This window comes from Pseudomonas lactis, assembly GCF_001439845.1.
In the GTDB taxonomy this organism is placed as follows: Bacteria; Pseudomonadota; Gammaproteobacteria; order Pseudomonadales; family Pseudomonadaceae; genus Aquipseudomonas; species Aquipseudomonas lactis.
Window position 1 is genome coordinate 42,780 of sequence record NZ_JYLO01000015.1, and the last position, 25,300, is coordinate 68,079.

Annotated in this window: 24 protein-coding genes; 19 read left to right on the forward strand and 5 right to left on the reverse strand. The window is 60.7% G+C overall.

Features of this window, described 5'->3' with window-relative positions:
• Positions 1-14: 14 nt before the first annotated feature.
• The 4 genes from TX24_RS24420 to TX24_RS24435 form a co-directional block, all read right to left on the reverse strand.
• Positions 15-485 carry a GNAT family N-acetyltransferase gene (locus TX24_RS24420; RefSeq protein ID WP_057711497.1) on the reverse strand — a complete coding sequence of 157 codons (471 nt, stop codon included), beginning with the start codon at positions 483-485 and terminating at the stop codon, positions 15-17.
• Positions 486-585: 100 nt separating this feature from the next.
• Positions 586-1,926 carry a 30S ribosomal protein S12 methylthiotransferase RimO gene (gene rimO, locus TX24_RS24425; RefSeq protein WP_003231334.1) on the reverse strand — a complete coding sequence of 447 codons (1,341 nt, stop codon included), beginning with the start codon at positions 1,924-1,926 and terminating at the stop codon, positions 586-588.
• 181 nt (positions 1,927-2,107) lie between these two features.
• Positions 2,108-2,443, reverse strand: a complete 336-nt coding sequence (locus TX24_RS24430) for an addiction module antidote protein (protein ID WP_003189062.1) — start codon at positions 2,441-2,443, stop codon at positions 2,108-2,110.
• Entirely contained in the window at positions 2,440-2,763 is a 324-nt protein-coding gene (locus TX24_RS24435) for a type II toxin-antitoxin system RelE/ParE family toxin (RefSeq protein ID WP_003189063.1), read from the reverse strand. Before TX24_RS24435 ends, TX24_RS24430 begins: the two co-directional genes overlap by 4 nt.
• A gap of 33 nt (positions 2,764-2,796) precedes the next feature.
• On the opposite strand from TX24_RS24435, the gene TX24_RS31970 reads away from it, so the two are divergent.
• The 4 genes from TX24_RS31970 (at position 2,797) to TX24_RS24450 (ending at position 6,805) form a co-directional block, all read left to right on the forward strand.
• Positions 2,797-2,979 (forward strand): hypothetical protein, encoded by a 183-nt coding sequence (locus TX24_RS31970; RefSeq protein ID WP_133298353.1) that lies wholly within the window; start codon positions 2,797-2,799, stop codon positions 2,977-2,979.
• A 193-nt stretch (positions 2,980-3,172) separates the two neighbouring features.
• Positions 3,173-5,074, forward strand: a complete 1,902-nt coding sequence (locus tag TX24_RS24440; protein ID WP_057711499.1) for a potassium transporter Kup — start codon at positions 3,173-3,175, stop codon at positions 5,072-5,074.
• Positions 5,075-5,209: 135 nt separating this feature from the next.
• Positions 5,210-6,316 carry an NADH:flavin oxidoreductase/NADH oxidase gene (locus tag TX24_RS24445; protein WP_003189065.1) on the forward strand — a complete coding sequence of 369 codons (1,107 nt, stop codon included), beginning with the start codon at positions 5,210-5,212 and terminating at the stop codon, positions 6,314-6,316.
• 303 nt (positions 6,317-6,619) lie between these two features.
• A complete protein-coding gene (locus TX24_RS24450) occupies positions 6,620-6,805 on the forward strand; it encodes a hypothetical protein (protein ID WP_003189066.1) in 186 nt (61 codons plus the stop codon).
• Between the two features lie 54 nt (positions 6,806-6,859).
• Here TX24_RS24450 and TX24_RS24455 read toward each other — a convergent pair whose 3' ends face one another.
• Positions 6,860-8,485 carry a glucan biosynthesis protein D gene (locus tag TX24_RS24455; RefSeq protein WP_057711500.1) on the reverse strand — a complete coding sequence of 542 codons (1,626 nt, stop codon included), beginning with the start codon at positions 8,483-8,485 and terminating at the stop codon, positions 6,860-6,862.
• A 304-nt stretch (positions 8,486-8,789) separates the two neighbouring features.
• Between TX24_RS24455 and TX24_RS24460 the strand changes: the two genes are divergently transcribed.
• From TX24_RS24460 to TX24_RS24535, 15 genes are all read left to right on the forward strand, one after another.
• Complete coding sequence (locus TX24_RS24460) at positions 8,790-9,497, forward strand: tellurite resistance TerB family protein (RefSeq protein WP_034135789.1); 708 nt, start codon at positions 8,790-8,792, stop codon at positions 9,495-9,497.
• A gap of 210 nt (positions 9,498-9,707) precedes the next feature.
• On the forward strand, positions 9,708-11,330 hold the full coding sequence (locus TX24_RS24465) for a methyl-accepting chemotaxis protein (protein WP_003189070.1): 1,623 nt from the start codon (positions 9,708-9,710) through the stop codon (positions 11,328-11,330).
• Positions 11,330-11,842: a chemotaxis protein CheW gene (locus TX24_RS24470; RefSeq protein ID WP_003189072.1), complete on the forward strand. Its 513-nt coding sequence runs from the start codon at positions 11,330-11,332 to the stop codon at positions 11,840-11,842. Before TX24_RS24465 ends, TX24_RS24470 begins: the two co-directional genes overlap by 1 nt.
• Complete coding sequence (locus tag TX24_RS24475; protein ID WP_057711502.1) at positions 11,839-13,101, forward strand: CheR family methyltransferase; 1,263 nt, start codon at positions 11,839-11,841, stop codon at positions 13,099-13,101. The genes TX24_RS24470 and TX24_RS24475 overlap by 4 nt, the downstream gene beginning before the upstream one ends.
• Positions 13,098-13,799 (forward strand): chemotaxis protein CheW, encoded by a 702-nt coding sequence (locus tag TX24_RS24480; protein WP_034126506.1) that lies wholly within the window; start codon positions 13,098-13,100, stop codon positions 13,797-13,799. The genes TX24_RS24475 and TX24_RS24480 overlap by 4 nt, the downstream gene beginning before the upstream one ends.
• Positions 13,796-16,072: a hybrid sensor histidine kinase/response regulator gene (locus tag TX24_RS24485; protein WP_032903262.1), complete on the forward strand. Its 2,277-nt coding sequence runs from the start codon at positions 13,796-13,798 to the stop codon at positions 16,070-16,072. The genes TX24_RS24480 and TX24_RS24485 overlap by 4 nt, the downstream gene beginning before the upstream one ends.
• Positions 16,069-17,079: a chemotaxis response regulator protein-glutamate methylesterase gene (cheB, locus tag TX24_RS24490; protein ID WP_003189079.1), complete on the forward strand. Its 1,011-nt coding sequence runs from the start codon at positions 16,069-16,071 to the stop codon at positions 17,077-17,079. Before TX24_RS24485 ends, cheB begins: the two co-directional genes overlap by 4 nt.
• Before the next feature lie 52 nt (positions 17,080-17,131).
• Positions 17,132-18,133: a response regulator gene (locus tag TX24_RS24495; RefSeq protein WP_034135786.1), complete on the forward strand. Its 1,002-nt coding sequence runs from the start codon at positions 17,132-17,134 to the stop codon at positions 18,131-18,133.
• A gap of 237 nt (positions 18,134-18,370) precedes the next feature.
• Positions 18,371-19,466 (forward strand): peptide chain release factor 2 gene (gene prfB, locus TX24_RS24505; protein WP_096001736.1). Its coding sequence is split into 2 segments (ribosomal slippage): positions 18,371-18,442 and positions 18,444-19,466, totalling 1,095 coding nucleotides; the frame shifts between segments, so codons are not numbered across the junction.
• 79 nt (positions 19,467-19,545) lie between these two features.
• On the forward strand, positions 19,546-21,048 hold the full coding sequence (lysS, locus tag TX24_RS24510) for a lysine--tRNA ligase (RefSeq protein WP_003189082.1): 1,503 nt from the start codon (positions 19,546-19,548) through the stop codon (positions 21,046-21,048).
• 143 nt (positions 21,049-21,191) lie between these two features.
• Entirely contained in the window at positions 21,192-21,908 is a 717-nt protein-coding gene (locus tag TX24_RS24515; protein ID WP_003189083.1) for a TetR/AcrR family transcriptional regulator, read from the forward strand.
• Between the two features lie 52 nt (positions 21,909-21,960).
• Positions 21,961-23,238, forward strand: a complete 1,278-nt coding sequence (locus TX24_RS24520; protein WP_003189084.1) for a flavohemoglobin expression-modulating QEGLA motif protein — start codon at positions 21,961-21,963, stop codon at positions 23,236-23,238.
• A 147-nt stretch (positions 23,239-23,385) separates the two neighbouring features.
• Positions 23,386-24,291, forward strand: coding sequence for an alpha/beta hydrolase (locus tag TX24_RS24525; RefSeq protein ID WP_057711505.1), 906 nt, complete (start codon positions 23,386-23,388; stop codon positions 24,289-24,291).
• Complete coding sequence (locus tag TX24_RS24530) at positions 24,288-24,614, forward strand: PA3694 family proteiin (RefSeq protein ID WP_003189087.1); 327 nt, start codon at positions 24,288-24,290, stop codon at positions 24,612-24,614. The genes TX24_RS24525 and TX24_RS24530 overlap by 4 nt, the downstream gene beginning before the upstream one ends.
• Positions 24,615-24,739: 125 nt before the next feature.
• Positions 24,740-25,159: a hypothetical protein gene (locus TX24_RS24535; RefSeq protein ID WP_169878801.1), complete on the forward strand. Its 420-nt coding sequence runs from the start codon at positions 24,740-24,742 to the stop codon at positions 25,157-25,159.
• Positions 25,160-25,300: the final 141 nt, after the last annotated feature.

The following is a 25,300-nucleotide window of genomic DNA, read 5'->3' on the forward strand; positions in this document are numbered from 1 at the left end:
TGTACGGGATGATTTCAGGCATTACGGGCCTGTTGCTGCTGGCGCAGACGCAGGTGCAACAACGGATAAGGCTGCCCAAGCCCATCATGTTCTGTTCGCCCGATCACCTCGAAGCCTTGCTTGAGATAAAATCCCAAGGCCTGGGGGTTCTGTTCGTTGACGTCCAGTTCATCGGCATTCATGTGTTCGATCGCGTAACCCAGCAATTGCCGGCCCAGCCCCTGGCCACGGTAGTGCGGGTCGATAAACAGCATTTCCACCTTGCCCGCCGACACGCCGGCGAATCCGTTGATGCGTTGGCGCGAGTCCTTGGTGCAGATCAGCATCACCGCATCGAGGTAGCGGGTCAGCACCAGGTTTTTCAACATGTCGATATAGCTGTCCGGGAGGAAGTCGTGGGTGGCGCGTACCGAGTCCTCCCAGATCTGCACCAGGCGCGCGTAGTCGCTGGTTCTAGGTGTGTGAATCACCGAATGCTGACGCATACCCGCTGTCCCTTGCTGTATTCGGGGTTGATGGGCAATACGATAGACCTAAAAAAGCCCCGCATCTTCTCAGAGGCGGGGCTTTTTTATCATCGGGCGATCAGTCGCGCTTTTCGGCCCACAAGTCGTACTCGTCGGCGTCGGTCACGGTGCACCACACTTTGTCACCCGGCTTCAGGCCGCTGGCATCGTCGATAAACACGTTACCGTCGATTTCAGGGGCGTCAAAGAAGCAGCGGCCCACCGCGCCTTGCTCGTCGACTTCATCGATGAGCACTTCGATTTCCTTGCCGATGCGCAGTTGCAGGCGTGCCGAGCTGATGGCCTGCTGATGCGCCATGAAGCGCTCCCAGCGGTCTTGCTTGACGTCGTCCGGCACCACGGCCAGGTCCAGCAGGTTGGCCGGAGCACCTTCCACCGGCGAGTACTGGAAGCAACCGACGCGGTCCAGCTGCGCTTCGGTCAGCCAGTCCAGCAGGTACTGGAAGTCTTCTTCGGTCTCGCCGGGGAAGCCGACGATGAAAGTGGAGCGGATGATCAGCTCCGGGCAGATCTCGCGCCAGTTCTTGATGCGTGCCAGGGTCTTGTCTTCGAACGCCGGGCGTTTCATCGCCTTGAGCACTTTCGGGCTGGCGTGCTGGAACGGGATGTCCAGGTACGGCAGGATCTTGCCCGCGGCCATCAACGGGATCAACTCGTCCACGTGCGGGTAAGGGTAAACATAGTGCAGGCGCACCCACACGCCCAGGCTGCTAAGGGCTTCGCACAACTCGGTCATGCGGGTTTTCACCGGCGCGCCATTCCAGAAACCGGTGCGGTATTTCACATCGACGCCGTAGGCGCTGGTGTCCTGGGAGATCACCAGCAGCTCCTTGACGCCAGACTTGACCAGGCGCTGGGCCTCGTCGAGCACGTCACCCACCGGGCGGCTCACCAGTTTGCCGCGCATCGACGGGATGATGCAGAAGCTGCAGCTGTGGTTGCAGCCTTCCGAAATCTTCAGGTACGCGTAGTGGCGCGGGGTCAGCTTGATGCCTTGAGGCGGCACCAAGTCGATCAGCGGGTTGTGATCCTGGCGTGGCGGCACCACCTCGTGCACAGCGTTGACCACCTGCTCGTACTGCTGCGGGCCGGTCACGGCCAGCACGCTCGGGTGCACGTTGCGGATATTGCCTTCTTCCACCCCCATGCAGCCGGTCACGATGACCTTGCCGTTTTCCTTGATGGCTTCGCCGATCACTTCCAGGGATTCGGCTTTGGCCGAGTCGATGAAGCCGCAGGTGTTGACCACCACCACATCGGCGTCCTGGTAAGTGGACACGACGTCGTAGCCTTCCATACGCAATTGCGTGAGGATGCGCTCGGAGTCGACAAGCGCCTTCGGGCAACCCAGGGAAACAAAGCCAACCTTGGGGTTGGCTTTTGCGATGGTGGTGGACATGTCTAACCTCGGTATTGAATGACGCTGCCGGTCGTGCACGACAAGGCAACGGACGGGCGCTTGGTGCGCCTCTGATCAAAAAGTGCGCAATTCTATCGGTGGGCAACGCACTTGACCAGCTTTATGCAGGGAAATGCGACGAGTGCTGTATCGGGGCATTCTTACAGCCGTTACCACTCTCTTAAGCCCGGACGTCTTGCTCTGCGCGGTGCGATACAACTTTAGACATGCCCACACCTAACGCCTGAAGCACTTTCAGGAGAGTGGAGAGCTTCGGGTCGCCGCCGACGGCGATGGATCTGTAGAGATTTGCTCTATTGAGGCCCGTATTCTGCGACAAGCTGAGCATTCCGCCACGGGCTTCCGCGACTCGGCGGACAGCGACAAGGAAGGCGTCCTCACCACCCGCTTCATCAATTTCCTCAAGTGCGACAGAAAGATATTCGAGAGCAAACGCTTCGTCGTCTCGGAGCATTTCAAGAACGCTATCTTCATGAGAGCGAGTACGAATGGTCATTTTTGCTGCACCTTGTAAGATTTCCAGAGAGCCTTGGCCTGATCGATGTCGTTTTGCTGTCTGGCCTTTGAACCACCACCCAACAGGAAAACAATTTTTCGATCTTGGATTGCGTAATACACGCGAAAGCCAGGTCCGAAGTCGAGCTTCATCTCAAAGACCCCATCACCCACCGGCTCGGTAATTCCAAAGTGACCAAGGGATGCTCGGTCCACTCTGGTGGTGATTCGTGCCTTTGAACGCGTGTCTTGCACGGTATCTAGCCAAGCTTGATAGATATCCACGCCATTGACTGACAGTACATGTTTCACTTCGTACATGCGGAATGTACCTTAAAAGAGACAGGTCGATGATTGAGTTTTTATATCGACCGCGAGCGCCAGACAGTCGGCACGCTTTTTATTGATCAGCAAGCTGGAGTCCCGGCTTACGCCGCTAAGGCAGCTCTACCGAGTCGGGCCAAAAATATACGGCTGACGGTAAATGTGATCAATGCAGGCAAAAAGGCTCCAAAACGCCTTGTCATCTATTACTGACTGCCTAAAACGACACCCAAATCACTTGAGCAGGGAAATGCGACGAGTGCTGCGCTATGCTTCGCGCCGTTGCGCACGGGTAATGCCCTTGGGTCAATAAAACGTCTGTTTCGAGAAGTAAAACAGCGCATGCTAGGGTCAGCTTAGAAGCGCTGTTTATAAAAGACCTCAAGTCAAAGGGCAGGAGTGGTTGATGGGTCAGGCAAGTAGTCAGGCAGCAGGTGCCGAGCATTCAAAAGCCAAGCCGATTGGCATGCTGGTGGCGGCGGTCGGGGTGGTTTATGGCGATATCGGGACCAGCCCGCTCTACACCCTTAAAGAGGTGTTCAACGGCGGTTATGGGGTGCAGGTCAACCATGACGGCGTCTTGGGGATCCTGGCGCTGATCTTCTGGTCGCTGATCTGGGTGGTGTCGATCAAGTATGTGCTGTTCGTGCTGCGTGCCGACAACCAGGGCGAGGGCGGCATCATGGCCCTCACCGCGTTGGCCCGGCGAGCTGCCGGGAAGCACACGAAATTGCGCAGTTTCCTGGTGGTATGTGGCCTGTGTGGCGCGGCGCTGTTCTACGGCGACAGTATGATCACCCCGGCGATTTCGGTGTTGTCGGCCATCGAAGGCTTGGAACTGGCGTTCGACGGCCTGGAAAAATGGGTGGTGCCCATTGCCTTGGTGGTGCTGGTGGCGCTGTTCCTGATCCAGAAACACGGCACCGACCGCATCGGCAAGCTGTTCGGCCCGGTGATGGTCACCTGGTTCCTGGTGTTGGGCGGCCTGGGGGTGTATGGCATTCTGCAGCAACCCGAAGTGCTCAATGCTCTGAACCCGGCATGGGGCGTGCGCTTCTTTATGGTGCACCCCGGTATTGGCGTGGCGATCCTCGGCGCGGTGGTATTGGCATTGACCGGCGCCGAAGCGTTGTACGCCGACATGGGCCACTTCGGCCGCAAACCCATTGCCCGTGCGTGGTTTCTGCTGGTGCTGCCGGCGCTGGTGCTCAACTATTTCGGCCAGGGCGCGATGCTGCTGGGCGATCCGGAGGCGGCGCGCAACCCGTTCTACCTGCTGGCGCCAAGCTGGGCGCTGGTGCCGTTGGTGGGCTTGTCCACCATGGCCACGGTGATTGCTTCCCAGGCGGTGATTTCCGGCGCGTTCTCGTTGACCCGCCAAGCGATCCAGTTGGGTTACATACCGCGCATGCATATCCAGCACACCTCCAGTGCCGAGCAGGGCCAGATCTACATCGGTGCGGTGAACTGGTCGTTGATGGTCGGCGTGATCCTGCTGGTGTTGGGCTTCGAATCCTCCGGTGCCCTGGCCTCGGCCTATGGTGTCGCCGTGACGGGCACCATGCTGATGACCACCATCCTGGTATCGGCGGTCATGCTGCTGCTGTGGAAATGGCCACCGGTGCTGGCCGTGCCGCTGTTGCTCTGCTGCCTGTTGGTGGACGGTCTGTTCTTCGCCGCCAACGCGCCGAAGATCCTCCAGGGCGGCGCCTTCCCGGTATTGGCGGGGATCGTGCTGTTTGTGCTGATGACCACCTGGAAGCGCGGCAAGCAATTGCTGGTCGGCCGTCTCGACGAGGGTGGGCTGCCATTGCCGATCTTTATCGGCAGCATCCGCGTACAACCGCCTCATCGCGTGCAGGGCACGGCGGTGTTCCTCACCGCGCGGCCCGACGCCGTGCCCCATGCGCTGTTGCACAACCTGCTGCATAACCAGGTGCTGCATGAGCAAGTGGTGCTGTTGACCGTGGTTTACGAAGACATTCCACGGGTGCCTTCAGCGCGGCGCTTCGAGGTGGATGCCTACGGCGAAGGCTTCTTCCGAGTGATCCTGCACTTCGGGTTTACCGATGAACCAGACGTGCCCGAAGCGTTGAAGCTGTGCCACTTGGATGAGCTGGACTTCAGCCCGATGCGCACCACCTACTTCCTTAGCCGTGAAACGGTTATCGCCTCGCGCATCAAAGGCATGGCCCGTTGGCGCGAAGTGTTGTTTGCCTTCATGTTGAAAAACGCCAACGGCAACCTGCGGTTCTTCAAACTGCCGGTCAACCGTGTGATCGAGCTGGGCACCCAGGTCGAGATGTAAGGCGCTGCCTACCGGGAGCCGGCAATCGGCTCCCGCTTTCCTTCTGAACCCTGTGCAAACGACGGTTGTCGACTAGGCTGGTAGGAGCGAGCTCGCTCCTACAAAAATGCCTATGAAGCCCAGAAGAGGTGCGCCATGAGTCAGCTGCTCGAACCTTACACCCTGCGCCAATTGACCCTGCTCAACCGCATCGCGGTTTCACCCATGTGCCAATACTCCAGCGACGATGGCCTGGCCAATGACTGGCACCTGGTGCATCTCGGCAGCCGGGCCGTAGGTGGCGCCGGGCTGATTTTTACCGAGGCCACGGCGGTGACCGCCGATGGCCGTATCACCGCCCAGGACCTGGGCCTGTGGAACGACGCCCAGATCGAACCGTTGCGGCGCATCACCCGTTTTATCGCGGCCCAGGGCGCGGTGGCTGGGATCCAGCTGGCCCATGCCGGGCGCAAGGCCAGCACCCATCGGCCATGGATCGGCAAACATGGTAGCGTCAAGCCGGAGGAGGGCGGCTGGGTGCCGGTGGGGCCCTCGCCGATTGCCTTCGACCCCAATCACACGCAGCCCAAGCCACTGGACGAAGGGCAGATCCAGCAAGTGATCGCCGACTTTGTCGCCGCCGCCAAGCGCGCCTTGACCGCAGGCTTTGAAGTGGTGGAAATCCACGCCGCCCACGGGTACCTGCTGCACCAGTTCCTCTCGCCGATCAGCAACCAGCGTCAGGACCACTACGGCGGCTCTTTTGAAAACCGCATCCGCCTGGTGCTGGAAGTGACCAAGGCCGTGCGCGCCGTGTGGCCTGATGAGTTGCCGCTGTTTGTGCGCGTGTCGGCCACTGACTGGGTAGAAGACGGCTGGAACCCGGATGAAACCGTGGAGTTGGCGCGCCGCCTGAAAGATCTGGGGGTGGATCTGATCGACGTGTCGTCCGGTGGCACCGCCGCGAATGCCGAGATTCCTACCGGCCCCGGATACCAAACGCGCTTCGCCGAGCGCGTGCGCAAGGAATCGGGCATGGCCACCGGCACCGTCGGCATGATTACCGAACCCGCTCAAGCCGAGCACATCCTGCGTACCTGCCAGGCCGACATTATTTTCCTGGCCCGCGAACTGCTGCGTGACCCCTACTGGCCACTGCACGCCGACGATGACCTGGGTGGGCGCAAGGCAATCTGGCCGGCGCAATACCAACGGGCGACCCACCGGGATCAGCCGATCCATGAGTCAGACCTGCGGGATTGACCCTGTTCACCTCTGTGCCAAACCCACCCTGACACGGTGGGTTTTTTCTTGCGCGCGTTGTAGGCGTTGCGCAGCCGATATCGACCACCCTGTGAGCAATCGCTGTAGGCTTTTATTACCGACGTTATTTTTTAAGTTAATACTCTAAAAAAATCCCACGAATGATGAGATAGTTTCTACGCTAAGGGTAAGCCCGACTTCTGGCCCAGGGAGACAGGCGGTTGGTCCGCGAAGCCGTTGCGCTTCTCGGGAGTTGGGAAATGGGCACCAGGAGTATTTGACTGATATCAGGAGTAGCGGTCCATGGCCAAGTCCTATGGCGTAGCGGGTGCGGTGGCGTCTTTTCTGAGCCGCCGGATGTCTTTACGGGGTCGAAGGTTGAGTTCAGATGAAATGGAGTTGCTGGCGCAATATCGGGCGCTGACCGAGAGCGATCAGGTGGCGATGCGCTATTTGATTGGCGCGATGAAAAGCGTGTCGCGGTTCTGAGCCAAATCCGATCATTCCCACGTTATTGCGTGGGAATGATCGTGCAGTGTGGCATCAGGTGTACTTGCGCTGTTCTGGCGCAGGCGGGAAGTACTGATACAGCCAGGTTTCACTCAGGGTGCGGTCCTGGGTGCGAATAAACAGGCGTAGCTCGACCGGCTCCACGCTGTCGCTGGTGGGGTACCAGTCGAACAGGATGCGGTACCCTTTGATGTTGTCTAGCACCAGCACGCTGAAGTCCTTCACCTCACCGTGGGAACAGGTCACCACAGGCTCGATGCCAGTGCCCGCCGGCAGGCGATCCAGGCCGCCGCCCTTGAAGTCCACGGCAAAACGCCTGGCCCATACTTTCGGATAATGCTCGCCGGGTGCCCAGCCTTCGGTAAAACCGCCCATGCCCGAACGGGTCGCGTCGACCTGTGCCAGCGGCGTGCTCACTGGCGGCAGTGCGCTCCAGTACAGCTTGTAGCCGTAGTTGAGCGAATCACCGGCGGCCACCGGTTTTTTCGGAGTCCAGAAGGCCACGATGTTGTCCAGGGTTTCACCAGTGGTGGGGATTTCCAGCAGGTCGATCGAGCCTTCGCCCCAGGCCGTGGTCGGTTCAACCCACAGGCTTGGGCGTTTGCTGTACCAGTCGACGGTGTCTTGGTAGCTGGCGAACTCATGGTCGGTCTGCACCAGGCCGAAGCCTTTGGGGTCGGTGTCGGCGAACGCGTTGAATTGCAGCTTGGCCGGGTTGTTCAGGGGCCGGCAGACCCATTCGCCGTTGCCGCGCCACATGGCCAGGCGGTCTGAGTCGTGGATTTGCGGGTGAATGGTGTCGCACATGCGGCGCTCATGGGTGCCGCAGCTGAACATACTGGTCATGGGCGCGATGCCCAGTTGTTCGATGGCGGTGCGCGCATTGATGTGCGCGTCAATCGCCATCACCACTTGGTTGGCCTGGCAGTCGATGTCGAAGCGATAGGCGCCAGTGGCGCTTGGCGAGTCGAGCAGGGCGTAGACCACAAAGCGCGTGGCGTTCTTGTCCGGGGTTTCGAACCAGAACTGCGTGAAATCAGGGAATTCCTCGCGTTTTTTCGCGTAGGTATCAATCGCCAGGCCACGCGCCGAGAGGCCGTACTGGCCGGTGGAATCCACTGCGCGAAAGTAGCTGGCGCCCAGAAACGAGAGCACGTCATGGCGGTCCAGTTCCGGCGCCTTGAACAGCTTGAAGCCGGAGAAACCCAGGTCTCCGGTCAGTTGCTGGGTGTCCACCGTGGTTTTTTCATAGTTGAACAGCGAAGGGCGAAAGTGCACTTCGCGGGCTTCACGGGTCTTGGGGTCGACGCTGTGCATGCGCACCGGCGTCTTGAAGCCCATGCCGACGTGGAAGAACTGCACGTCCAGTTGGCCGTTCAACTCCTTCCACAGCGAATGGTTACGGTCATAGCCGATGGCGTTGAAATTCTGCGGGGTCATGGTGGCCAGGGTCGGCGGCAGCACCTGCTTAGTGTCCTGGTAGTCACGGGTGGCCAATTGCTTGGCCTGGGCCTTGAGCGATTCGAAATCGAACGCCACGGCCTTGCCATCGGCAGCCCGATTACCGGCCCAGGCCTGCGCGACCAGCAGGCCACTGGCCGACAAACCGGTGTAAGCCGCAATGGCCATGGATGCTTTGAGCAAATTCCTGCGGTGCATAGAGACAACCTGTCGTGAGCAAATCCCGCGCCGTTCCTGGCACGTAGCGGATCAGAAATAACGGTTCGGACATGCCTTCGGCCAAACGCAACGGACAATAAACAGACGCCGGATAGCTTAAGCGGTTCGATGAGCAAGGCAAATTGATTGATGGCGGGATGATGGCGTTGCATGTGCAACAAGACATTTCCAGCATCGCAACTGAGCGTTACATCTGGAAGCACTCTAGATCACGGCTTTTTGGCACTTAGTTTTACGCTGGAGGCCTATTGGTCCTACGAACCCAAGTGTCTGGAGGCTACGAATGAATACCCGTGGATTGCTCGATCAACTGCTCAAGTCTGGCCAGGACATGTTGCAAAACAAGGCCGGCGGCCAACGCAAAGCCAATGAAAAGGGCGCCCTCGGCGGCTTGCTCAACGGTGGCGGGCTCGGCAGCATGCTCGGCGGTGCCGGCGGCGGCGCCCTGGCGGCGGGGGCCATGGGCTTGCTGCTGGGCAACAAAAAAGCCCGCAAATTCGGCGGCAAGGCACTCACCTACGGCGGCCTGGCCGCACTCGGTGTGATTGCCTACAAGGCTTACGGCAACTGGCAAGCCCAGCAGGCCAGCGCGCCCCAAGGCGAGCCGCAAACCATCGACCGCCTGCCAGCGGCCCAGGTCGAACAACACAGCCAAGGCATTCTCAAGGCACTGGTAGCCGCGGCCAAGGCTGACGGGCATGTGGATGAGCGCGAGCGCGCCTTGATCGAAGGCGAATTTACCAAGCTGGACAATGATCAGGAGTTGCAACACTGGCTACACGCCGAACTCAACAAACCCCTGGACCCCACCGACGTCGCCCGCGCCGCCAGCACCCCGGAAATGGCCGCCGAAATGTACATCGCCAGCGTGATGCTGGTGGACGAAGAAAACTTCATGGAAAAAGCCTACCTGGACGAACTGGCCCGCCAACTGAAACTTGAGCCCGGCTTGAAGCTTGAGTTGGAAAAACAAGTACGGCTTAACGCATAAACAAGGCCACACGCTCATCAAAAATGTGGGAGCGGGCTTGCTCGCGAATGCGCTAGACCAGCCACTCTATTTCTGGCTGACTCACCGCATCCGCGAGCAAGCCCGTTCCCACTTTTGCATTCTGTGCACTGCACATCAAAAGCCTTGATAAAAGCGCGCAGCCGCTCAGCTATACTCCCCTCCATTTGAATGGCCCTGCGAGGAATTACTGTGAAGAACTGGACCCTGCGCCAAAGGATTTTGGCGAGCTTTGCGGTAATTATCGCGATCATGCTGCTGATGGTCGTGGTCTCGTATTCGCGCTTGCTGAAAATCGAAATCAGCGAAAACTCAGTGCGGGACGATGCGGTGCCCGGGGTGTTTTTCAGCTCGATGATTCGCAGCGCCTGGGTCGACAGCTACCTGCAAACCCAGGAGTTGGTTGGGATCCACGAGAACCAGGGCATTTCCGAAACCGACAAACAGGACTACAAGTCTTTTGAGGCTCGGCTTGAGCAACATATGGCCAGCTACGCCGGGACGATCAATATCACTCAGGATCGCACCGAATTCGATGCCTTCGAAAAACTGCACCAGAACTACAACCAGATTCTCGCCCAGGTCTTGGCAGCCCATCAGAGCAATAACGCCGCCGAAGCACTGAGGTTGTTTAACGAGCAACTGACCCCCGCCTGGACCGCAGGCCGCATGAAGCTCAATGACATTATCAATGAGAACAAGCAAGTCGCCGACAACGCCACCGCCGCCATCGATGATGCGGTAGCGGCCGCGAAGATCAGCATGGGCGTCTCGCTGTTGCTGGCGATTCTCGCCGCCGCGCTGTGTGGCCTGTTGCTGATGCGCGCGATCATGGCGCCGATGCAGCGCATCGTTCAAATCCTCGAAGTCATGCGCACCGGTGACCTGAGCAAGCGCCTGAACCTGGAGCGCAAGGACGAATTCAACGCGGTTGAAACCGGCTTCAACGACATGATGACCGAGCTGACTGCCCTGGTGTCCCAGGCGCAGCGTTCATCGGTGCAAGTCACCACCTCGGTCACCGAGATTGCCGCGACCTCCAAGCAGCAACAGGCGACCGCGACAGAAACCGCAGCCACCACCACCGAAATCGGCGCCACTTCCCGCGAGATTGCCGCCACGTCCAAGGACTTGGTCCGCACCATGACCGAAGTGTCCACCGCCGCCGACCAGGCCTCGGTGGCTGCCGGTTCCGGCCAGCAGGGCCTGGCCCGCATGGAAGAAACCATGCACTCGGTGATGGGCGCCGCCGACCTGGTCAACGCCAAGCTGGCGATCCTCAATGAGAAGGCCGGCAATATCAACCAAGTGGTGGTGACCATCGTCAAGGTGGCCGACCAGACCAACCTGTTGTCCCTGAATGCGGCCATCGAGGCTGAGAAAGCCGGTGAGTACGGGCGCGGCTTTGCCGTGGTTGCCACCGAAGTGCGCCGCCTGGCCGACCAGACCGCTGTGGCGACCTACGACATTGAACAGATGGTGCGTGAGATCCAGTCGGCGGTGTCGGCGGGGGTGATGGGCATGGACAAGTTTTCCGAGGAGGTGCGTCGCGGCATGTCCGAGGTGCAACAAGTGGGCGAGCAACTGTCGCAGATCATCCATCAGGTACAGGCCCTGGCGCCGCGGGTGTTGATGGTCAACGAAGGCATGCAGGCCCAGGCCACCGGCGCCGAGCAGATCAACCATGCGCTGGTGCAATTGGGCGATGCCAGCAGCCAGACCGTCGAATCCCTGCGCCAGGCCAGCTTTGCCATTGATGAACTGAGCCAGGTTGCGGTCGGTCTGCGCAGCGGCGTCTCGCGTTTCAAAGTCTGATGAGCGAGCTCGCGGCTAAACGCGGTGCCGTCCCGGCAGCGAAAAAGGCGTTGTTCCTGGTGTTTCGCATCGGCAACGAACGCTTTGCCCTCAAGGCCACCGAAGTGGCCGAGGTGCTGCCGCGCCTGGCGCTTAAACCTATCGCCCAAGCGCCGTTATGGGTGGCGGGTATCTTCGCCCATCGTGGGGTGCTGGTGCCGGTCATCGACTTGAGCGCGCTGACGTTCGGCACTTCGGCCCAGGCGCGCACCAGTACGCGCCTGGTGCTGGTCAATTACCAACCGCAGCCCTGGAGTGAGGCGCGTTGGCTGGGGCTGATCCTGGAACAGGCCACCGACACCCTGCGTTGCGACCCCGCCGAGTTCCAGCCCTATGGCCTTGACAACCAGCAGGCGCCGTACCTGGGGCCGGTGCGCGAGGATGCCCAAGGCTTGATGCAGTGGATTGGCGTCGCGGATCTGTTGACCGCGCCAGTGCGCGCCTTGTTGTTCTGCGCCGAGTTGAGCCTATGAGCAATGACCCGCGGTTTTTCGCGTTCTTGAAAGAACGCATCGGCCTGGACGTCGCTTCGGTGGGCGAGGCGATCATCGAGCGCGCGGTGCGCCAGCGCTGCCAATCGTCCCAGTCGCCGTCGGCGGAGGCTTACTGGCAACACCTGCAAACCTCCCATGACGAGCAGCAGGCGCTGATCGAAGCGGTGATCGTCCCCGAGACCTGGTTTTTCCGCTATCCCGAATCCTTTGCAACCCTGGCTCGCCTGGCCCAGGCACGCTTGGCCGAGATCAACCAGATGCGCGCCCTGCGTATTCTCAGCCTGCCGTGTTCGACCGGCGAAGAGCCCTATTCGATTGCCATGGCCTTGCTCGATGCGGGGCTGGCGCCCCACCAGTTCAAAGTACAGGGCATGGACGTCAGCCCGCTGTCGGTGGAGCGCGCGCGGCGGGGCGTGTATGGCAAGAACTCGTTTCGCGGCGCTGACCTTGAGTTTCGCGACCGCCACTTCACTGAAGACGCAGGCAGTTACCGCATTGCCGACCGAGTGCGTGAGCAAGTGCGCCTGCAAGTCGGCAACTTGCTGGACCCGGCACTGCTGGCGAACGAGCCAACCTACGATTTTGTGTTCTGCCGCAACCTGCTGATCTACTTCGACCAGCCGACCCAGAAACAGGTCTTTGATGTGCTCAAGGCGTTGACACACGTGGACGGCGTGCTGTTTATCGGCCCGGCCGAGGGCAGCCTGCTGGGGCGCCACGGTATGCGCTCCATCGGCGTACCGCAGTCCTTCGCTTTCAGTCGGCATGTAGAACCGACCCCGCCGCCAGCACCTCTGGTCAAACCGACGCCCGCGCCGCTGCCGCAGCGCAGGGCGGCGCCGATACCGCTCAAGCCGCGGCCGTTCAGCACGGTCAGCCCCCGCGTGCCACCGGTCAAAGGGGTGCCTACCGATGCCGGGGATTTGCTCAGCCAGATCGCAACCCTGGCCAACGAGGGCAAAAGTGCCGAGGCCCGTGCGGCCTGCGAGCGCTATTTGAGCAGCCACCCACCGGCCGCCCAGGTGTTTTATTGGCTGGGGCTGCTCAGCGATGTGGCTGGCAGCGCCCTGGAGGCCCAGGGGTATTACCGAAAAGCCCTGTATCTGGAACCGCAGCATCCCCAGGCCCTGATGCACCTGGCCGCGTTGCTCGAGTCCCAGGGTGACAGTGTCGGCGCGCGTCGTCTTCAGGCACGCGCCGCCCGTAGCGAGCGAGCTGACAGTGAGACCAAACGATGAGTAGCCCTGACGCGCTCGACACCGCAGGCCTGGACCTGACGCTGACCGATACCCAAGCCATTGACGACTGTTGGAACCGCATCGGTATTCATGGCGACAAGTCCTGCCCGTTGTTGGCCGAGCATATCCACTGCCGCAATTGCTCGGTGTATTCCGCCGCCGCCACGCGCCTGCTCGACCGCTACGCACTGCAACAGGACGACCATCACGCGCAGGCAACTGCCGAAGCGGATAACGAGGTGGTCACCCGTTCGCTGTTGATGTTTCGCCTCGGCGAAGAATGGCTCGGCATCGCGACCCGCTGCCTGGTGGAAGTGGCGCCGTTACAGCCGATCCACTCGCTGCCGCACCAGCGCTCCCGGGCGCTGCTGGGCGTGGCCAACGTACGCGGGGCGCTGGTGGCATGCCTGTCGCTGGTGGAACTGTTGGGCCTGGACAGCACCAGTGCCGGCGCCAGCGGCGGGCGGATCATGCCGCGCATGCTGATCATCGCTGCCCAGGACGGCCCGGTCGTCGTACCGGTAGATGAAGTAGACGGCATCCACGCCATCGATGAGCGCACCTTGAAGGCTGCGTCGGTGTCCGGCACCCAGGCCAGCGCACGCTACACCCAAGGCGTGTTGCAGTGGAAAGGCCGCAGCCTGCGCTGGCTGGACGAAGCGCAATTGTTGTCCGCCGTGACCCGGAGCCTCGCATGACCCCCGACCAGATGCGCGATGCCTCGCTGTTGGAACTGTTCAGCCTGGAAGCCGATGCGCAGACCCAGGTGTTGAGCGCGGGCCTGCTGGCGCTGGAACGCAACCCCACCCAGGCCGACCAGCTCGAAGCCTGCATGCGCGCCGCGCATTCACTTAAAGGGGCGGCGCGGATTGTCGGCGTGGATGCCGGGGTCAGCGTGGCCCACGTCATGGAAGACTGCCTGGTCAGTGCCCAGGAAGGCCGCCTGTACCTGCAACCTGAACATATCGACGCGTTGCTGCAAGGCACCGACCTGCTGATGCGAATCGCCACGCCGGGCAATGACGTGGGGCCGGCGGATATCGAGGCGTACGTAGCGCTGATGGAGCGCTTGCTCGATCCCTCGCAGCCGATTGCCACGCCCGTGCCAAATCCCGAGCCCATCCCCGCGCCGCGGGTTGACGCATTGCTGCTGGAGCCCGAGCTGGAGCCCGCGCCGGTCAGCAGTGAAGCGCCGCGCCAGAGCAAACGCATGACAGAAGGCGGCGAGCGTGTGCTGCGGGTCACGGCCGAGCGCTTGAACAGCCTGTTGGACTTGTCCAGCAAATCCCTGGTGGAAACCCAGCGGCTCAAGCCGTACCTGGCCAGCCTGCAACGCCTCAAGCGCATTCAGAGCAACAGCTTGCGTGCACTGGATGCCCTGGATGGCCAGCTAAAATCCCTGGATCTGAACCTGGAAGCCCAGGAAGCCCTGGCCGATACCCGTCGCCTGCTGAGTGAAGCCCAGGCCCTGCTGGCGGAAAAAAACGCCGAGCTGGATGAGTTCGGCTGGCAGGCCGGCCAGCGCGCCCAGGTGCTCTACGACACCGCATTGGCCTGCCGCATGCGGCCGTTTGCCGATGTGCTGGCCGGGCAGGTGCGTATGGTGCGTGACCTCGGTCGCAGCCTGGGCAAGCAAGTGCGCCTGGAGATTGAAGGCGAAAAGACCCAGGTCGACCGTGACGTGCTGGAAAAACTCGAAGCGCCGCTCACCCATTTATTGCGCAATGCCGTCGACCACGGCATCGAAACCCCTGAGCAGCGCGTGCTGGCGGGCAAGCCGGCGGAGGGCTTGATTCGCCTGCGCGCGTCCCATCAGGCCGGGTTGCTGGTGCTGGAATTGAGCGATGACGGCAACGGTGTCGACCTCGAGCGCCTGCGCGGCACTATTGTCGACCGGAATTTGTCTCCGGTGGAAACGGCTCTGCGCCTGAGCGAAGAGGAGCTACTGACCTTCCTGTTCCTGCCGGGGTTCAGCCTGCGGGACAAAGTCACCGAAGTGTCCGGGCGCGGTGTGGGCCTGGACGCGGTGCAGCATATGGTTCGCCAGTTGCGCGGCGCAGTGGTGCTGGAACAGACGGCGGGGCAGGGCAGTCGCTTCCATCTTGAGGTGCCGCTGACCCTGTCGGTGGTGCGCAGCCTGGTGGTGGAAGTCGGCGAAGAAGCCTATGCGTTTCCCCTGGCGCATATCGAACGCATGTGCGACCTGGCCCCCGACGACATCGTGCAGTTGGAAGGCCGCCAGCACTTCTGGCATGAAGGCCGACACGTCGGCCTGGTTGCCGCCAGTCAGTTGCTGCAGCGCCCGCCGGGGCAGACCCCTTCAGATACCTTGAAAGTGGTGGTGATCCGCGAACGCGATGCCGTGTACGGGATTGCCGTGGAGCGCTTTATCGGCGAGCGCACGTTGGTGGTGTTGCCGCTGGATGATCGCCTGGGCAAGGTCCAGGACATTTCTGCCGGGGCCTTGCTCGATGACGGCTCGGTGGTGTTGATCGTCGATGTCGAAGACATGCTGCGTTCAGTGGACAAGCTGCTCAATACCGGCCGCCTGGAGCGCATCGCCCGGCGCAACCAGCAGGCCACCGAAGCGCCGCGCAAGCGCGTGCTGGTGGTGGACGACTCACTGACGGTGCGCGAGCTGCAACGCAAATTGTTACTCAACCGGGGTTATGAAGTTGCCGTGGCGGTCGATGGCATGGATGGCTGGAACGCATTGCGCTCCGAGGACTTCGACCTGCTTATCACGGATATTGATATGCCTCGCATGGACGGTATTGAATTGGTCACACTTTTGCGCCGTGACAGTCGCCTGCAATCATTGCCGGTGATGGTGGTTTCCTACAAGGATCGTGAAGAAGACCGCCGCCGTGGCCTCGACGCCGGGGCCGACTATTATCTAGCCAAAGCCAGTTTCCATGACGACGCCTTGCTCGACGCCGTGGTTGAACTGATTGGAGGCGCCCGGGCATGAGGATTGCGATCGTCAATGACATGCCCCTGGCCGTAGAGGCCTTGCGCCGTGCCTTGAGTTACGAGCCCGCCCACGAGGTGGTGTGGGTAGCCAGCAATGGCCTGGAAGCGGTGCAGCGTTGCGCCGAGCTGACCCCGGACCTGATCCTGATGGACTTGATCATGCCGGTGATGGACGGCGTGGAAGCTACCCGCCAGATCATGGCCGACACGCCATGCCCGATCGTGATCGTCACCGTTGACCGCCAGGCCAACGTCAGCCGTGTATTCGAAGCCATGGGCCACGGCGCCCTGGATGTGGTGGACACCCCGGCACTGGGCGTGGGCAACCCCAAGGATGCGGCGGCGCCCCTGTTGCGCAAGATCCTCAATATTGGCTGGCTGATCGGCCAGCGCGGCACGCGGGTGCGTGCCGAAACCCCGCCGCAGCGGGTCACCGGCAAGCGTCAACGGCTGGTGGCGATTGGTTCTTCGGCCGGTGGGCCGGCGGCCCTGGAAGTTCTGCTCAAGGGGTTGCCCCGGGATTTCCCTGCCGCCATCGTGCTAGTGCAGCATGTGGACCAGGTGTTTGCCGCTGGCATGGCCGAGTGGCTGAGCAGCGCTTCCGGCCTGCCGGTGCGCCTGGCCTGTGAAGGCGAGCCGCCTCAACCCGGCGTGGTATTGCTGGCCGGCACCAACCACCATATTCGCTTGTTGAAAAATGGCACGCTAGCCTATACCGCAGAGCCGGTGAACGAGATTTACCGGCCGTCGATCGACGTGTTTTTCGAAAGCGTCGCCAGCCACTGGAACGGTGACGCCGTCGGTGTCTTGCTCACGGGCATGGGGCGCGACGGCGCCCAGGGCCTCAAGCTGATGCGGGAACAAGGATATTTGACCATCGCCCAGGACCAACAGAGTTCGGCGGTGTATGGCATGCCCAAAGCGGCGGCGGCGATTGATGCCGCTGTTGAAATTCGCCCACTGGATAGAATTGCGCCCCGATTGCTGGAGGTCTTTGCAAAATGAACAAAAATCTCCCGCCGTGCTGGCTTGCAGGTAGTAATTCAGGTGACTGCACATGAATGATTTACAGCTCGACGACTTCAAGACCGACGAAAACGCCGCCATGGTGTTGCTGGTCGACGACCAGGCCATGATCGGTGAAGCCGTGCGGCGTGGCCTGGCCCATGAAGAAAACATCGACTTCCACTTTTGTGCCGACCCGCACCAGGCGATTGCCCAGGCGATCCGCATCAAGCCCACGGTGATCCTGCAAGACCTGGTGATGCCGGGCCTGGACGGCCTCACTCTGGTGCGCGAATACCGCAATCACCCGGCCACCGCGAATATTCCGATCATCGTGCTGTCCACCAAGGAGGACCCGCTGATCAAGAGTGCGGCCTTTGCGGCCGGGGCCAACGATTACCTGGTCAAGCTGCCGGACAACATCGAGTTGGTGGCGCGCATCCGCTATCACTCGCGGTCCTACATGACCCTGTTGCAGCGCGACGCGGCCTACCGCGCGTTGCGCGTCAGCCAGCAACAGTTGCTGGACACCAACCTGGTGCTGCAACGCCTGATGAACTCCGATGGCCTGACCGGGCTGTCCAACCGCCGCCACTTCGACGAATACCTGGAGCTGGAATGGCGCCGCGCCATGCGCGACCAGACCCAACTGTCGCTGCTGATGATCGACGTGGACTTCTTCAAGACCTTCAACGACAGCTTCGGCCACGTCGAGGGCGACGAAGCCCTGCGCAAAGTCGCCAACACCATCCGTGAAGCCAGCAGCCGACCTTCGGATTTGCCGGCGCGCTACGGCGGCGAAGAGTTCGCGCTGGTCCTGCCCAGCACCTCGCCGGGCGGCGCACGCCTGGTCGCGGAAAAACTGCGCATGGCGGTGGCGGCGTTGAAAATCCCGCACATCGCCCCGGCTGAAGGCTCCAGCCTGACCATCAGTATTGGGCTGTCGACGTTGACACCGGTCCAGGGCACGGACTGTCGGCAGTTGATCATGGCGGCGGACAAGGGGTTGTACACGGCCAAGAACAATGGGCGTAATCAGGTGGGCATCGAGTAATCCCACGCGCCGCTCAACCCCTGTGGGAGCTGGCTTGCCTGCGATGGCGGTGTATCCGTCACACAAGTATCGACTGGTACACCGCCATCGCAGGCAAGCCAGCTCCCACATTTGATCTCTATCTGGCTGCGGATCGTGTACAAACCCCCGCCTTTTCGGCCAAGCGGGCTGCCGTTTCCAGCCGTTTGCCGTTATACTCGCCGGCTTTCAAAAGTTCGCCAACGAGTGCTGCCCGCCATGGAAATCAACCCGATCCTTAACACCATCAAGGACCTGTCCGAGCGCTCCGAAACTATTCGGGGGTATCTTTGACTACGATCAAAAGCATGAGCGTCTGACCGAGGTCAATCGCGAGCTTGAAGATCCGAGTGTCTGGAACAAACCTGAATACGCCCAGGAACTGGGGCGCGAGCGCGCTGCGCTGGCACAGATCGTCGATACCCTCGACGAACTGAACACCGGCCTGGGTGATTGCCGCGACCTGCTGGACATGGCCGTCGAAGAAAACGACGAAGGCGCAGTGGGCGATGTCGTCGCCGAGCTGGCCCGTCTCGAGGAGAACCTCGCCAAGCTTGAATTTCGCCGCATGTTCAGCCATGAAATGGACCCGAACAATGCCTACCTGGATATCCAGGCCGGTTCCGGCGGCACCGAGGCCCAGGACTGGGCCAACATCCTGCTGCGCATGTACCTGCGCTGGGCCGACAAGCGCGGTTTCGACGCGACCATCATGGAACTGTCTGCCGGTGAAGTGGCCGGTATCAAGGGCGCGACCGTGCACATCAAGGGCGAATACGCCTTTGGCTGGCTGCGCACCGAGATCGGCGTGCACCGCCTGGTGCGCAAGAGCCCGTTCGACTCCGGCAACCGTCGCCACACGTCGTTCTCCGCCGTTTTCGTCTCGCCAGAGATCGACGACAAGGTGGAAATCGAGATCAACCCGGCCGACCTGCGGATCGACACCTACCGTTCCTCCGGTGCCGGTGGCCAGCACGTAAACACCACTGACTCGGCCGTACGTATTACCCACGTACCGACCAATACCGTGGTCAGCTGCCAGAACGAACGTTCCCAGCACGCCAACAAGGACACCGCCATGAAAATGCTGCGGGCCAAGTTGTACGAGCAGGAAATGCAGAAGCGCAACGCCGCTTCCCAGGCGCTGGAAGACACCAAGTCGGATATCGGCTGGGGTCACCAGATCCGTTCGTACGTGCTCGATGCCTCGCGGATCAAGGATCTGCGCACTAACATCGAACGCAGCGACTGCGACAAGGTACTCGACGGCGATATCGACGAATACCTGGAAGCCAGCCTGAAATCCGGCCTCTAATACCCTCTGTGGGAGCGGGCTTGCCCGCGATCCCCCGCCGAAGGCTGGGGGCAACGAACCTGATGGAATATTTAAAGACATGAGCGACCAACAACTCGACCCGCAAGCCCTGCAACAGGAAGAAAACTCCCTGATCGCCCTGCGCAAGGAAAAGCTTGCTGCCGAGCGCGCCAAGGGTAACGCCTTCCCCAACGACTTCCGCCGCGACAACTACTGCGATGCCTTGCAGAAGCAATACGCGGACAAGACCAAGGAAGAACTGGCAGAGGCTGCGATCCCGGTCAAGGTGGCAGGTCGCATCATGCTCAACCGTGGCTCGTTCATGGTGATCCAGGACATGACCGGTCGCATCCAGGTCTACGTCAACCGCAAGACCCTGTCCGAAGAAACCCTGGCCTCGGTGAAAACCTGGGACATGGGCGATATCATCGCAGCCGAAGGCACCCTGGCCCGTTCCGGCAAGGGCGACCTGTACGTCGAGATGACCAACGTGCGCCTGCTGACCAAGTCCCTGCGCCCGCTGCCAGACAAGCACCACGGCCTGACCGACACCGAACAGCGCTATCGCCAGCGCTACGTTGACCTGATCGTCAACGAAGACGTGCGCCAGACCTTCCGCGTGCGCTCGCAAGTCATTGCTCACATCCGCAGCTTCCTGATGCAGCGTGACTTCCTGGAAGTCGAAACCCCGATGCTGCAGACCATCCCGGGTGGTGCCGCAGCCAAGCCGTTCGAAACCCACCACAACGCGCTGGACATGGAAATGTTCCTGCGTATCGCGCCGGAGCTGTACCTCAAGCGCCTGGTGGTTGGCGGCTTCGAGAAAGTGTTCGAGATCAACCGCAACTTCCGTAACGAAGGCGTCTCGACCCGTCACAACCCAGAATTCACCATGTTGGAGTTCTACCAGGCCTACGCCGACTACGAAGACAACATGGACCTGACCGAAGAGCTGTTCCGCGAGCTGGCACAGCTGGTGCTGGGCAGCACTGACGTGCCGTACGGCGACAAGGTGTTCCACTTCGGCGAGCCGTTCGTGCGCCTGTCGGTGTTCGACTCGATCCTCAAGTACAACCCCGAGCTGACCGCTGACGACCTCAACGACATCGACAAGGCCCGTGCCATTGCCAAGAAAGCCGGCGCCAAGGTGCTGGGCTTCGAAGGCCTGGGCAAGCTGCAGGTGATGATTTTCGAAGAGCTGGTGGAGCACAAGCTGGAACAGCCGCACTTCATTACCCAGTACCCGTTCGAAGTGTCGCCGCTGGCCCGTCGCAACGACGACAACCCGAACGTCACCGACCGTTTCGAGTTGTTCATTGGTGGCCGCGAAATCGCCAACGCCTATTCCGAGCTTAACGACGCGGAAGACCAGGCCGAGCGTTTCATGGCCCAGGTGGCCGACAAGGACGCCGGTGACGACGAAGCCATGCACTACGATGCCGACTTCGTACGGGCCCTGGAATACGGCATGCCGCCCACTGCCGGTGAAGGCATCGGCATCGACCGTCTGGTGATGTTGTTGACCAACTCGCCGTCGATCCGCGATGTGATCCTGTTCCCGCACATGCGGCCACAAGCGTAACCGTAGCGAAATCCGAAGCCGCCTTTTATAAGGCGGCTTTTTTATGTGGCCTGTTCAAGTGGTGCTCGTCAGTGATCGTTCCCACGCTCCGCGTGGGAATGCACCCTGTGACGCTCCGCGTCACCTCTAAAGGAAGAAGTGTGGTGAACCGCGTAATAGCTCAAGAAGGTGCCGCCGGCATTGCTGCTGCCGTGGCTGAAAGCGTTCAGTACCAGGGCCGCAAGGCCAGTCGGCGGGGCAGCGAGCAACGCCGGCAAGACATTCTCGATGCGGCCATGCGTATCGTCGTGCGCGATGGCGTGCGGGCCGTGCGTCACCGGGCAGTGGCGGCAGAGGCGGGGGTGCCGCTGTCGGCCACCACCTATTACTTCAAAGACATCGACGACCTGCTCACCGACACCTTCGCCCAGTACGTGGAACGCAGCGCCGCGTTCATGGGCAAGCTGTGGGTACGTAACGAAGGCCTGTTACGCGAAATGGTCGCCTATGGCGACGGCAGCCCGGAGTCGCGCTCGCAACTGGCCGATGACATCGCGCGCCTGACCGCCGACTATGTGCTACGCCAACTGACCAATCGCCGCGAATACCTGATGGCCGAACAGGCCTTTCGCCAGGAAGCCCTGCTCAACCCACGCCTGGCCGAACTGGTACGCTCCCATCAACAGATCTTGTTGCAGGGCACCGGGCAGTTTTTCCAGGTATTGGGTTCCCGTGAGCCGCAGCAGGATGCCAAGGTGTTGACGGCTATCATCAGTCGGATGGAATATCAGGGCCTGTTGGGCGGCGCAGAGCCTCTGACCGGGGAAGAGATGCTTGAAATCCTCAAGCGCTACATGCACCTGGTATTGGCCTCGGTCTGACAGCGTTCGATGAAAGCCTGATAACGTTCAACGTTTAAAGAGGAAGCACCGGGTGGACGATTACCAGCAGACGATACGCACCTTGTCCGATCGCATTGTGCTGGCGCAAACACCGATCCGCGTCCTTGATGCGGTGAAATGGGACGAGAACATTCGCCAGGGATTCCTCAAGGCCAAAGGCAAGGCGATGCCTGCCGTAGACCGTGATTACTACCTGAGCCGGCCGCTGTCGTTCGATTCCAGTGCGGTGAAGCTAGAGTTCCAGAACATCGAGCGCGACATCACTCGACGCCTTGGGCAATTCAGTCCGGTGGGGCAGATCATGCGGCGCATGTGCCGCGAATACCGGATGGTGGTGCGCATGCTTGAAGCGCGCGGCACCGAGGACTTCGGCCTGATTTCCCAAGAGCTGTACGGCGCCGCCTCCGATGCGTTCCACGCTGGCGACCCGACCCTGGCCGACCTTGGCCTGATGCTCTCCGACTACCTCAACAACATCGACGGTCGGGGTGACCTCAAGGACGAAGCCAAGACCCTCACCGCCAAAGATGCGGTCAGCCTGCTGCAAACCCGCCTCAACAAGGTGTTTGGCGAAGCCGAAGAGACCATCCGCGTATTCGAGTCCGACGGCATCGTCGCCGACGCGGCGGCGGGCGCCGACTACATCAAGATCCGCGCCGACGCGATGTTCAACGACCGCGACGTTCGCGCCCTCGAAGTGCATGAAGGGTTGGTGCATGTGGGCACCACCCTCAACGGCCAGAACCAGCCGATCTGCACGTTCCTGTCCAAGGGCCCGCCGTCGTCCACCGTCACCCAGGAAGGCCTGGCGATCCTGATGGAAATCATCACGTTTGCTTCCTACCCCAGCCGCCTGCGCAAACTCACCAACCGGACACGCGCCATCCATATGGTGGAGGAGGGGGCCGACTTCCTGCAGGTGTTCGAGTTCTTCCGCGAGCAAGGCTTTGAAATGGCCGAAAGCTATGGGAATGCCAGCCGGGTATTCCGTGGTTCGGTGCCCACCGGTCTGCCATTTACCAAGGATTTGTCCTACCTCAAGGGCTTTATCATGGTCTACAACTACATTCAGCTCGCCGTACGTAAAGGCAAGCTGGAACAGGTGCCGCTGCTGTTCTGCGGCAAGACCACCCTTGAGGACATGCGCACCCTGCGCCAATTGGTCGACGAAGGCCTGGTGGTGCCGCCCAAGTATTTGCCGGAGCAGTTTCGCGACATGAACGCGCTGGCGGCCTGGATGTGCTTCTCCAACTTCCTCAACCACTTGAGCCTGGACCGGATCGAGGCGGATTACTCCAATATCCTCTGAGCACAGCAATGCTATTTGTAGGAGCGAGCTTGCTCGCGAAGAACGCTCAGGCACCGCGTTTCTTCAGTATTAGCGCGTTATCGTTGACGATCTTCGCGAGCAAGCTCGCTCCTACAGTGGGCGTCAATCACCATGAGGCTTCAACGGATGAGAATCCTCGGCATTTTATGCCTGCTACTCACATTGAACGGCTGCAGCTCCTTACTGTTCTACCCCGAGCCCGGCCTGCCCTTCACCCCGGAAAAAGCCCACCTGCAATACCGCGACGTCACGCTCACCACCGCAGACGGGGTGAAGCTGCTCGCTTGGTGGTTGCCAGCCAAAGCGGGTGTGCCACTCAAAGGCACCATCCTGCATTTGCACGGCAACGGCGGTAACCTCGCCTGGCACCTGGGGGGCAGTTGGTGGTTGCCGGAGCAGGGTTATCAAGTGTTGTTGCTGGACTATCGCGGCTATGGGCTGTCGGAAGGCAAGCCATCGTTGCCGGCGGTCTACCAGGATATCGACGCCGCATTCGGCTGGATCGACAAGGCGCCTGAAACCCAGGGTAAACCGCTGATTATTCTCGGGCAAAGCCTGGGCGGTGCACTGGCGGTGCATTACCTGGCAGCCCACCCGGAGCGTCAAGCCCAACTCAAAGCTCTGGTACTGGACGGCGTGCCAGCCAGTTATCGTGACGTAGGACAATTCGCCTTGAGCACTTCCTGGTTAACCTGGCCGTTGCAGGTGCCGCTGTCATGGCTGGTGCCCGACGCCGACAGTGCGATCAATGCCATGCCCCGCGTGACCGGCGTGCCCAAGCTGCTGTTCCACAGCCTGGATGATCCCATCGTGCCGGTGGCCAATGGCATCCGCCTGTATCAGGCCGCACCGCCGCCCAGGGTGTTGCAACTGACCCGTGGCGGCCATGTGCAGACCTTTGCCGATAAAACCTGGCAGACCGTGATGCTGCGTTACCTGGACGACCCGCAGCACTTCAACGGCTTGCGCCGCCTGGGCGAAATTCCGAATTACCCTATTCCTAAAGTTGATTCATCAGAGAGCCCGCAATGAGCGAAGAACGCAACATGATCCCGCTGATTCTCACCGGCATCGGCACCATCATCGGTACCGTTGGCTGCCTGTGGTACTACGGCTACCTGCACTTTGCCAAGCCGGAAGATGCGTTGCTGCTCAGCGACTTCACCATGCTCAAGACCGTGCCGGGTGAGGATTACAAGGTCTCCCTGACCCCAGCGGCGCAAGTGGCGCAGTGCGTTGACGGCGTGTTGGTGATGTTTGATACCGAACAGAAAGGCTTGAGCGGCGTGCTGGTGAACAATAAGAAGCAGGCCGTGCGTTGCATGGGCCAGGAAACCCCGCAGTTGCAACAGTGAGCCTGGGTTTTTGCGTGGTATGAAAAATACCGTTGAGTTTCCCGGTTAGTCGTTCAGGGACCGCCCGAACTTTTATAGGCTGGAACCATCTTCGCTCGTGCGCCACAGATGATGGACTGATTGGTTTGGCTGATCAGTCCACTTTATTTATCACTCTGGAGTACGAGTTTATGGATGGTATTGGCGCAGCACCTTCAGTTGGCGCGGGCAATTCGGGAGGCATCCAGGGACCTTCGCAAGGTCTTGATCAGCAAATTCAGCAGCTCCGGGAGAAAATTCAAGCTAAAAGCGGTGAGGGTTCCCAAGATTCCGGTTCCGGTTCCGGTGGTTCCGGTGGCTCTCAAGGGGCGGGAGGCGCTCAGGGTTCCAATGGCTCCCAAGGCGCTGGTGGGGATGAGAGTCTTGAAGAGTTGCTCAAAAAACTGGTGAAACTGATGGCAGAAGAAAAAGCGGCCCAAGGGGCACAAGGCGGTGAAAGTGGCGCATCGGGCCAAGGCCAAATCCAGATGGGCGGCGGTGAGAGTCAAGGCTCGATCAACTACTGATCGGCAACCCTACAAAAACCCGCCTTTTAGCGGCGGGTTTTTCATATCAGCGGCCTCACGGTCATCATCGCGGATCTCGTAACGAAATTGTTTGGAACCCAATTGCATCAGGTGCCACAAAAGGCAATGTAATTACGCAAA

Bases quoted from the DNA above. Each gene is read 5' to 3' on its own strand.
- TX24_RS24485 (WP_032903262.1), top strand. From the start codon at position 13,796: ATGACCCCCGACCAGATGCGCGATGCCTCGCTGTTGGAACTGTTCAGC.
- TX24_RS24440 (WP_057711499.1), top strand. From the start codon at position 3,173: ATGGGTCAGGCAAGTAGTCAGGCAGCAGGTGCCGAGCATTCAAAAGCC.
- TX24_RS24420 (WP_057711497.1), bottom strand. From the start codon at position 485: ATGCGTCAGCATTCGGTGATTCACACACCTAGAACCAGCGACTACGCG.
- TX24_RS24445 (WP_003189065.1), top strand. From the start codon at position 5,210: ATGAGTCAGCTGCTCGAACCTTACACCCTGCGCCAATTGACCCTGCTC.
- TX24_RS24530 (WP_003189087.1), top strand. From the start codon at position 24,288: ATGAGCGAAGAACGCAACATGATCCCGCTGATTCTCACCGGCATCGGC.
- cheB (WP_003189079.1), top strand. From the start codon at position 16,069: ATGAGGATTGCGATCGTCAATGACATGCCCCTGGCCGTAGAGGCCTTG.
- TX24_RS24495 (WP_034135786.1), top strand. From the start codon at position 17,132: ATGAATGATTTACAGCTCGACGACTTCAAGACCGACGAAAACGCCGCC.
- TX24_RS24480 (WP_034126506.1), top strand. From the start codon at position 13,098: ATGAGTAGCCCTGACGCGCTCGACACCGCAGGCCTGGACCTGACGCTG.
- TX24_RS24475 (WP_057711502.1), top strand. From the start codon at position 11,839: ATGAGCAATGACCCGCGGTTTTTCGCGTTCTTGAAAGAACGCATCGGC.
- TX24_RS24470 (WP_003189072.1), top strand. From the start codon at position 11,330: ATGAGCGAGCTCGCGGCTAAACGCGGTGCCGTCCCGGCAGCGAAAAAG.
- lysS (WP_003189082.1), top strand. From the start codon at position 19,546: ATGAGCGACCAACAACTCGACCCGCAAGCCCTGCAACAGGAAGAAAAC.
- TX24_RS24435 (WP_003189063.1), bottom strand. From the start codon at position 2,763: ATGTACGAAGTGAAACATGTACTGTCAGTCAATGGCGTGGATATCTAT.
- TX24_RS24525 (WP_057711505.1), top strand. From the start codon at position 23,386: ATGAGAATCCTCGGCATTTTATGCCTGCTACTCACATTGAACGGCTGC.
- TX24_RS24460 (WP_034135789.1), top strand. From the start codon at position 8,790: ATGAATACCCGTGGATTGCTCGATCAACTGCTCAAGTCTGGCCAGGAC.
- rimO (WP_003231334.1), bottom strand. From the start codon at position 1,926: ATGTCCACCACCATCGCAAAAGCCAACCCCAAGGTTGGCTTTGTTTCC.
- TX24_RS24430 (WP_003189062.1), bottom strand. From the start codon at position 2,443: ATGACCATTCGTACTCGCTCTCATGAAGATAGCGTTCTTGAAATGCTC.
- TX24_RS24450 (WP_003189066.1), top strand. From the start codon at position 6,620: ATGGCCAAGTCCTATGGCGTAGCGGGTGCGGTGGCGTCTTTTCTGAGC.
- TX24_RS24455 (WP_057711500.1), bottom strand. From the start codon at position 8,485: ATGCACCGCAGGAATTTGCTCAAAGCATCCATGGCCATTGCGGCTTAC.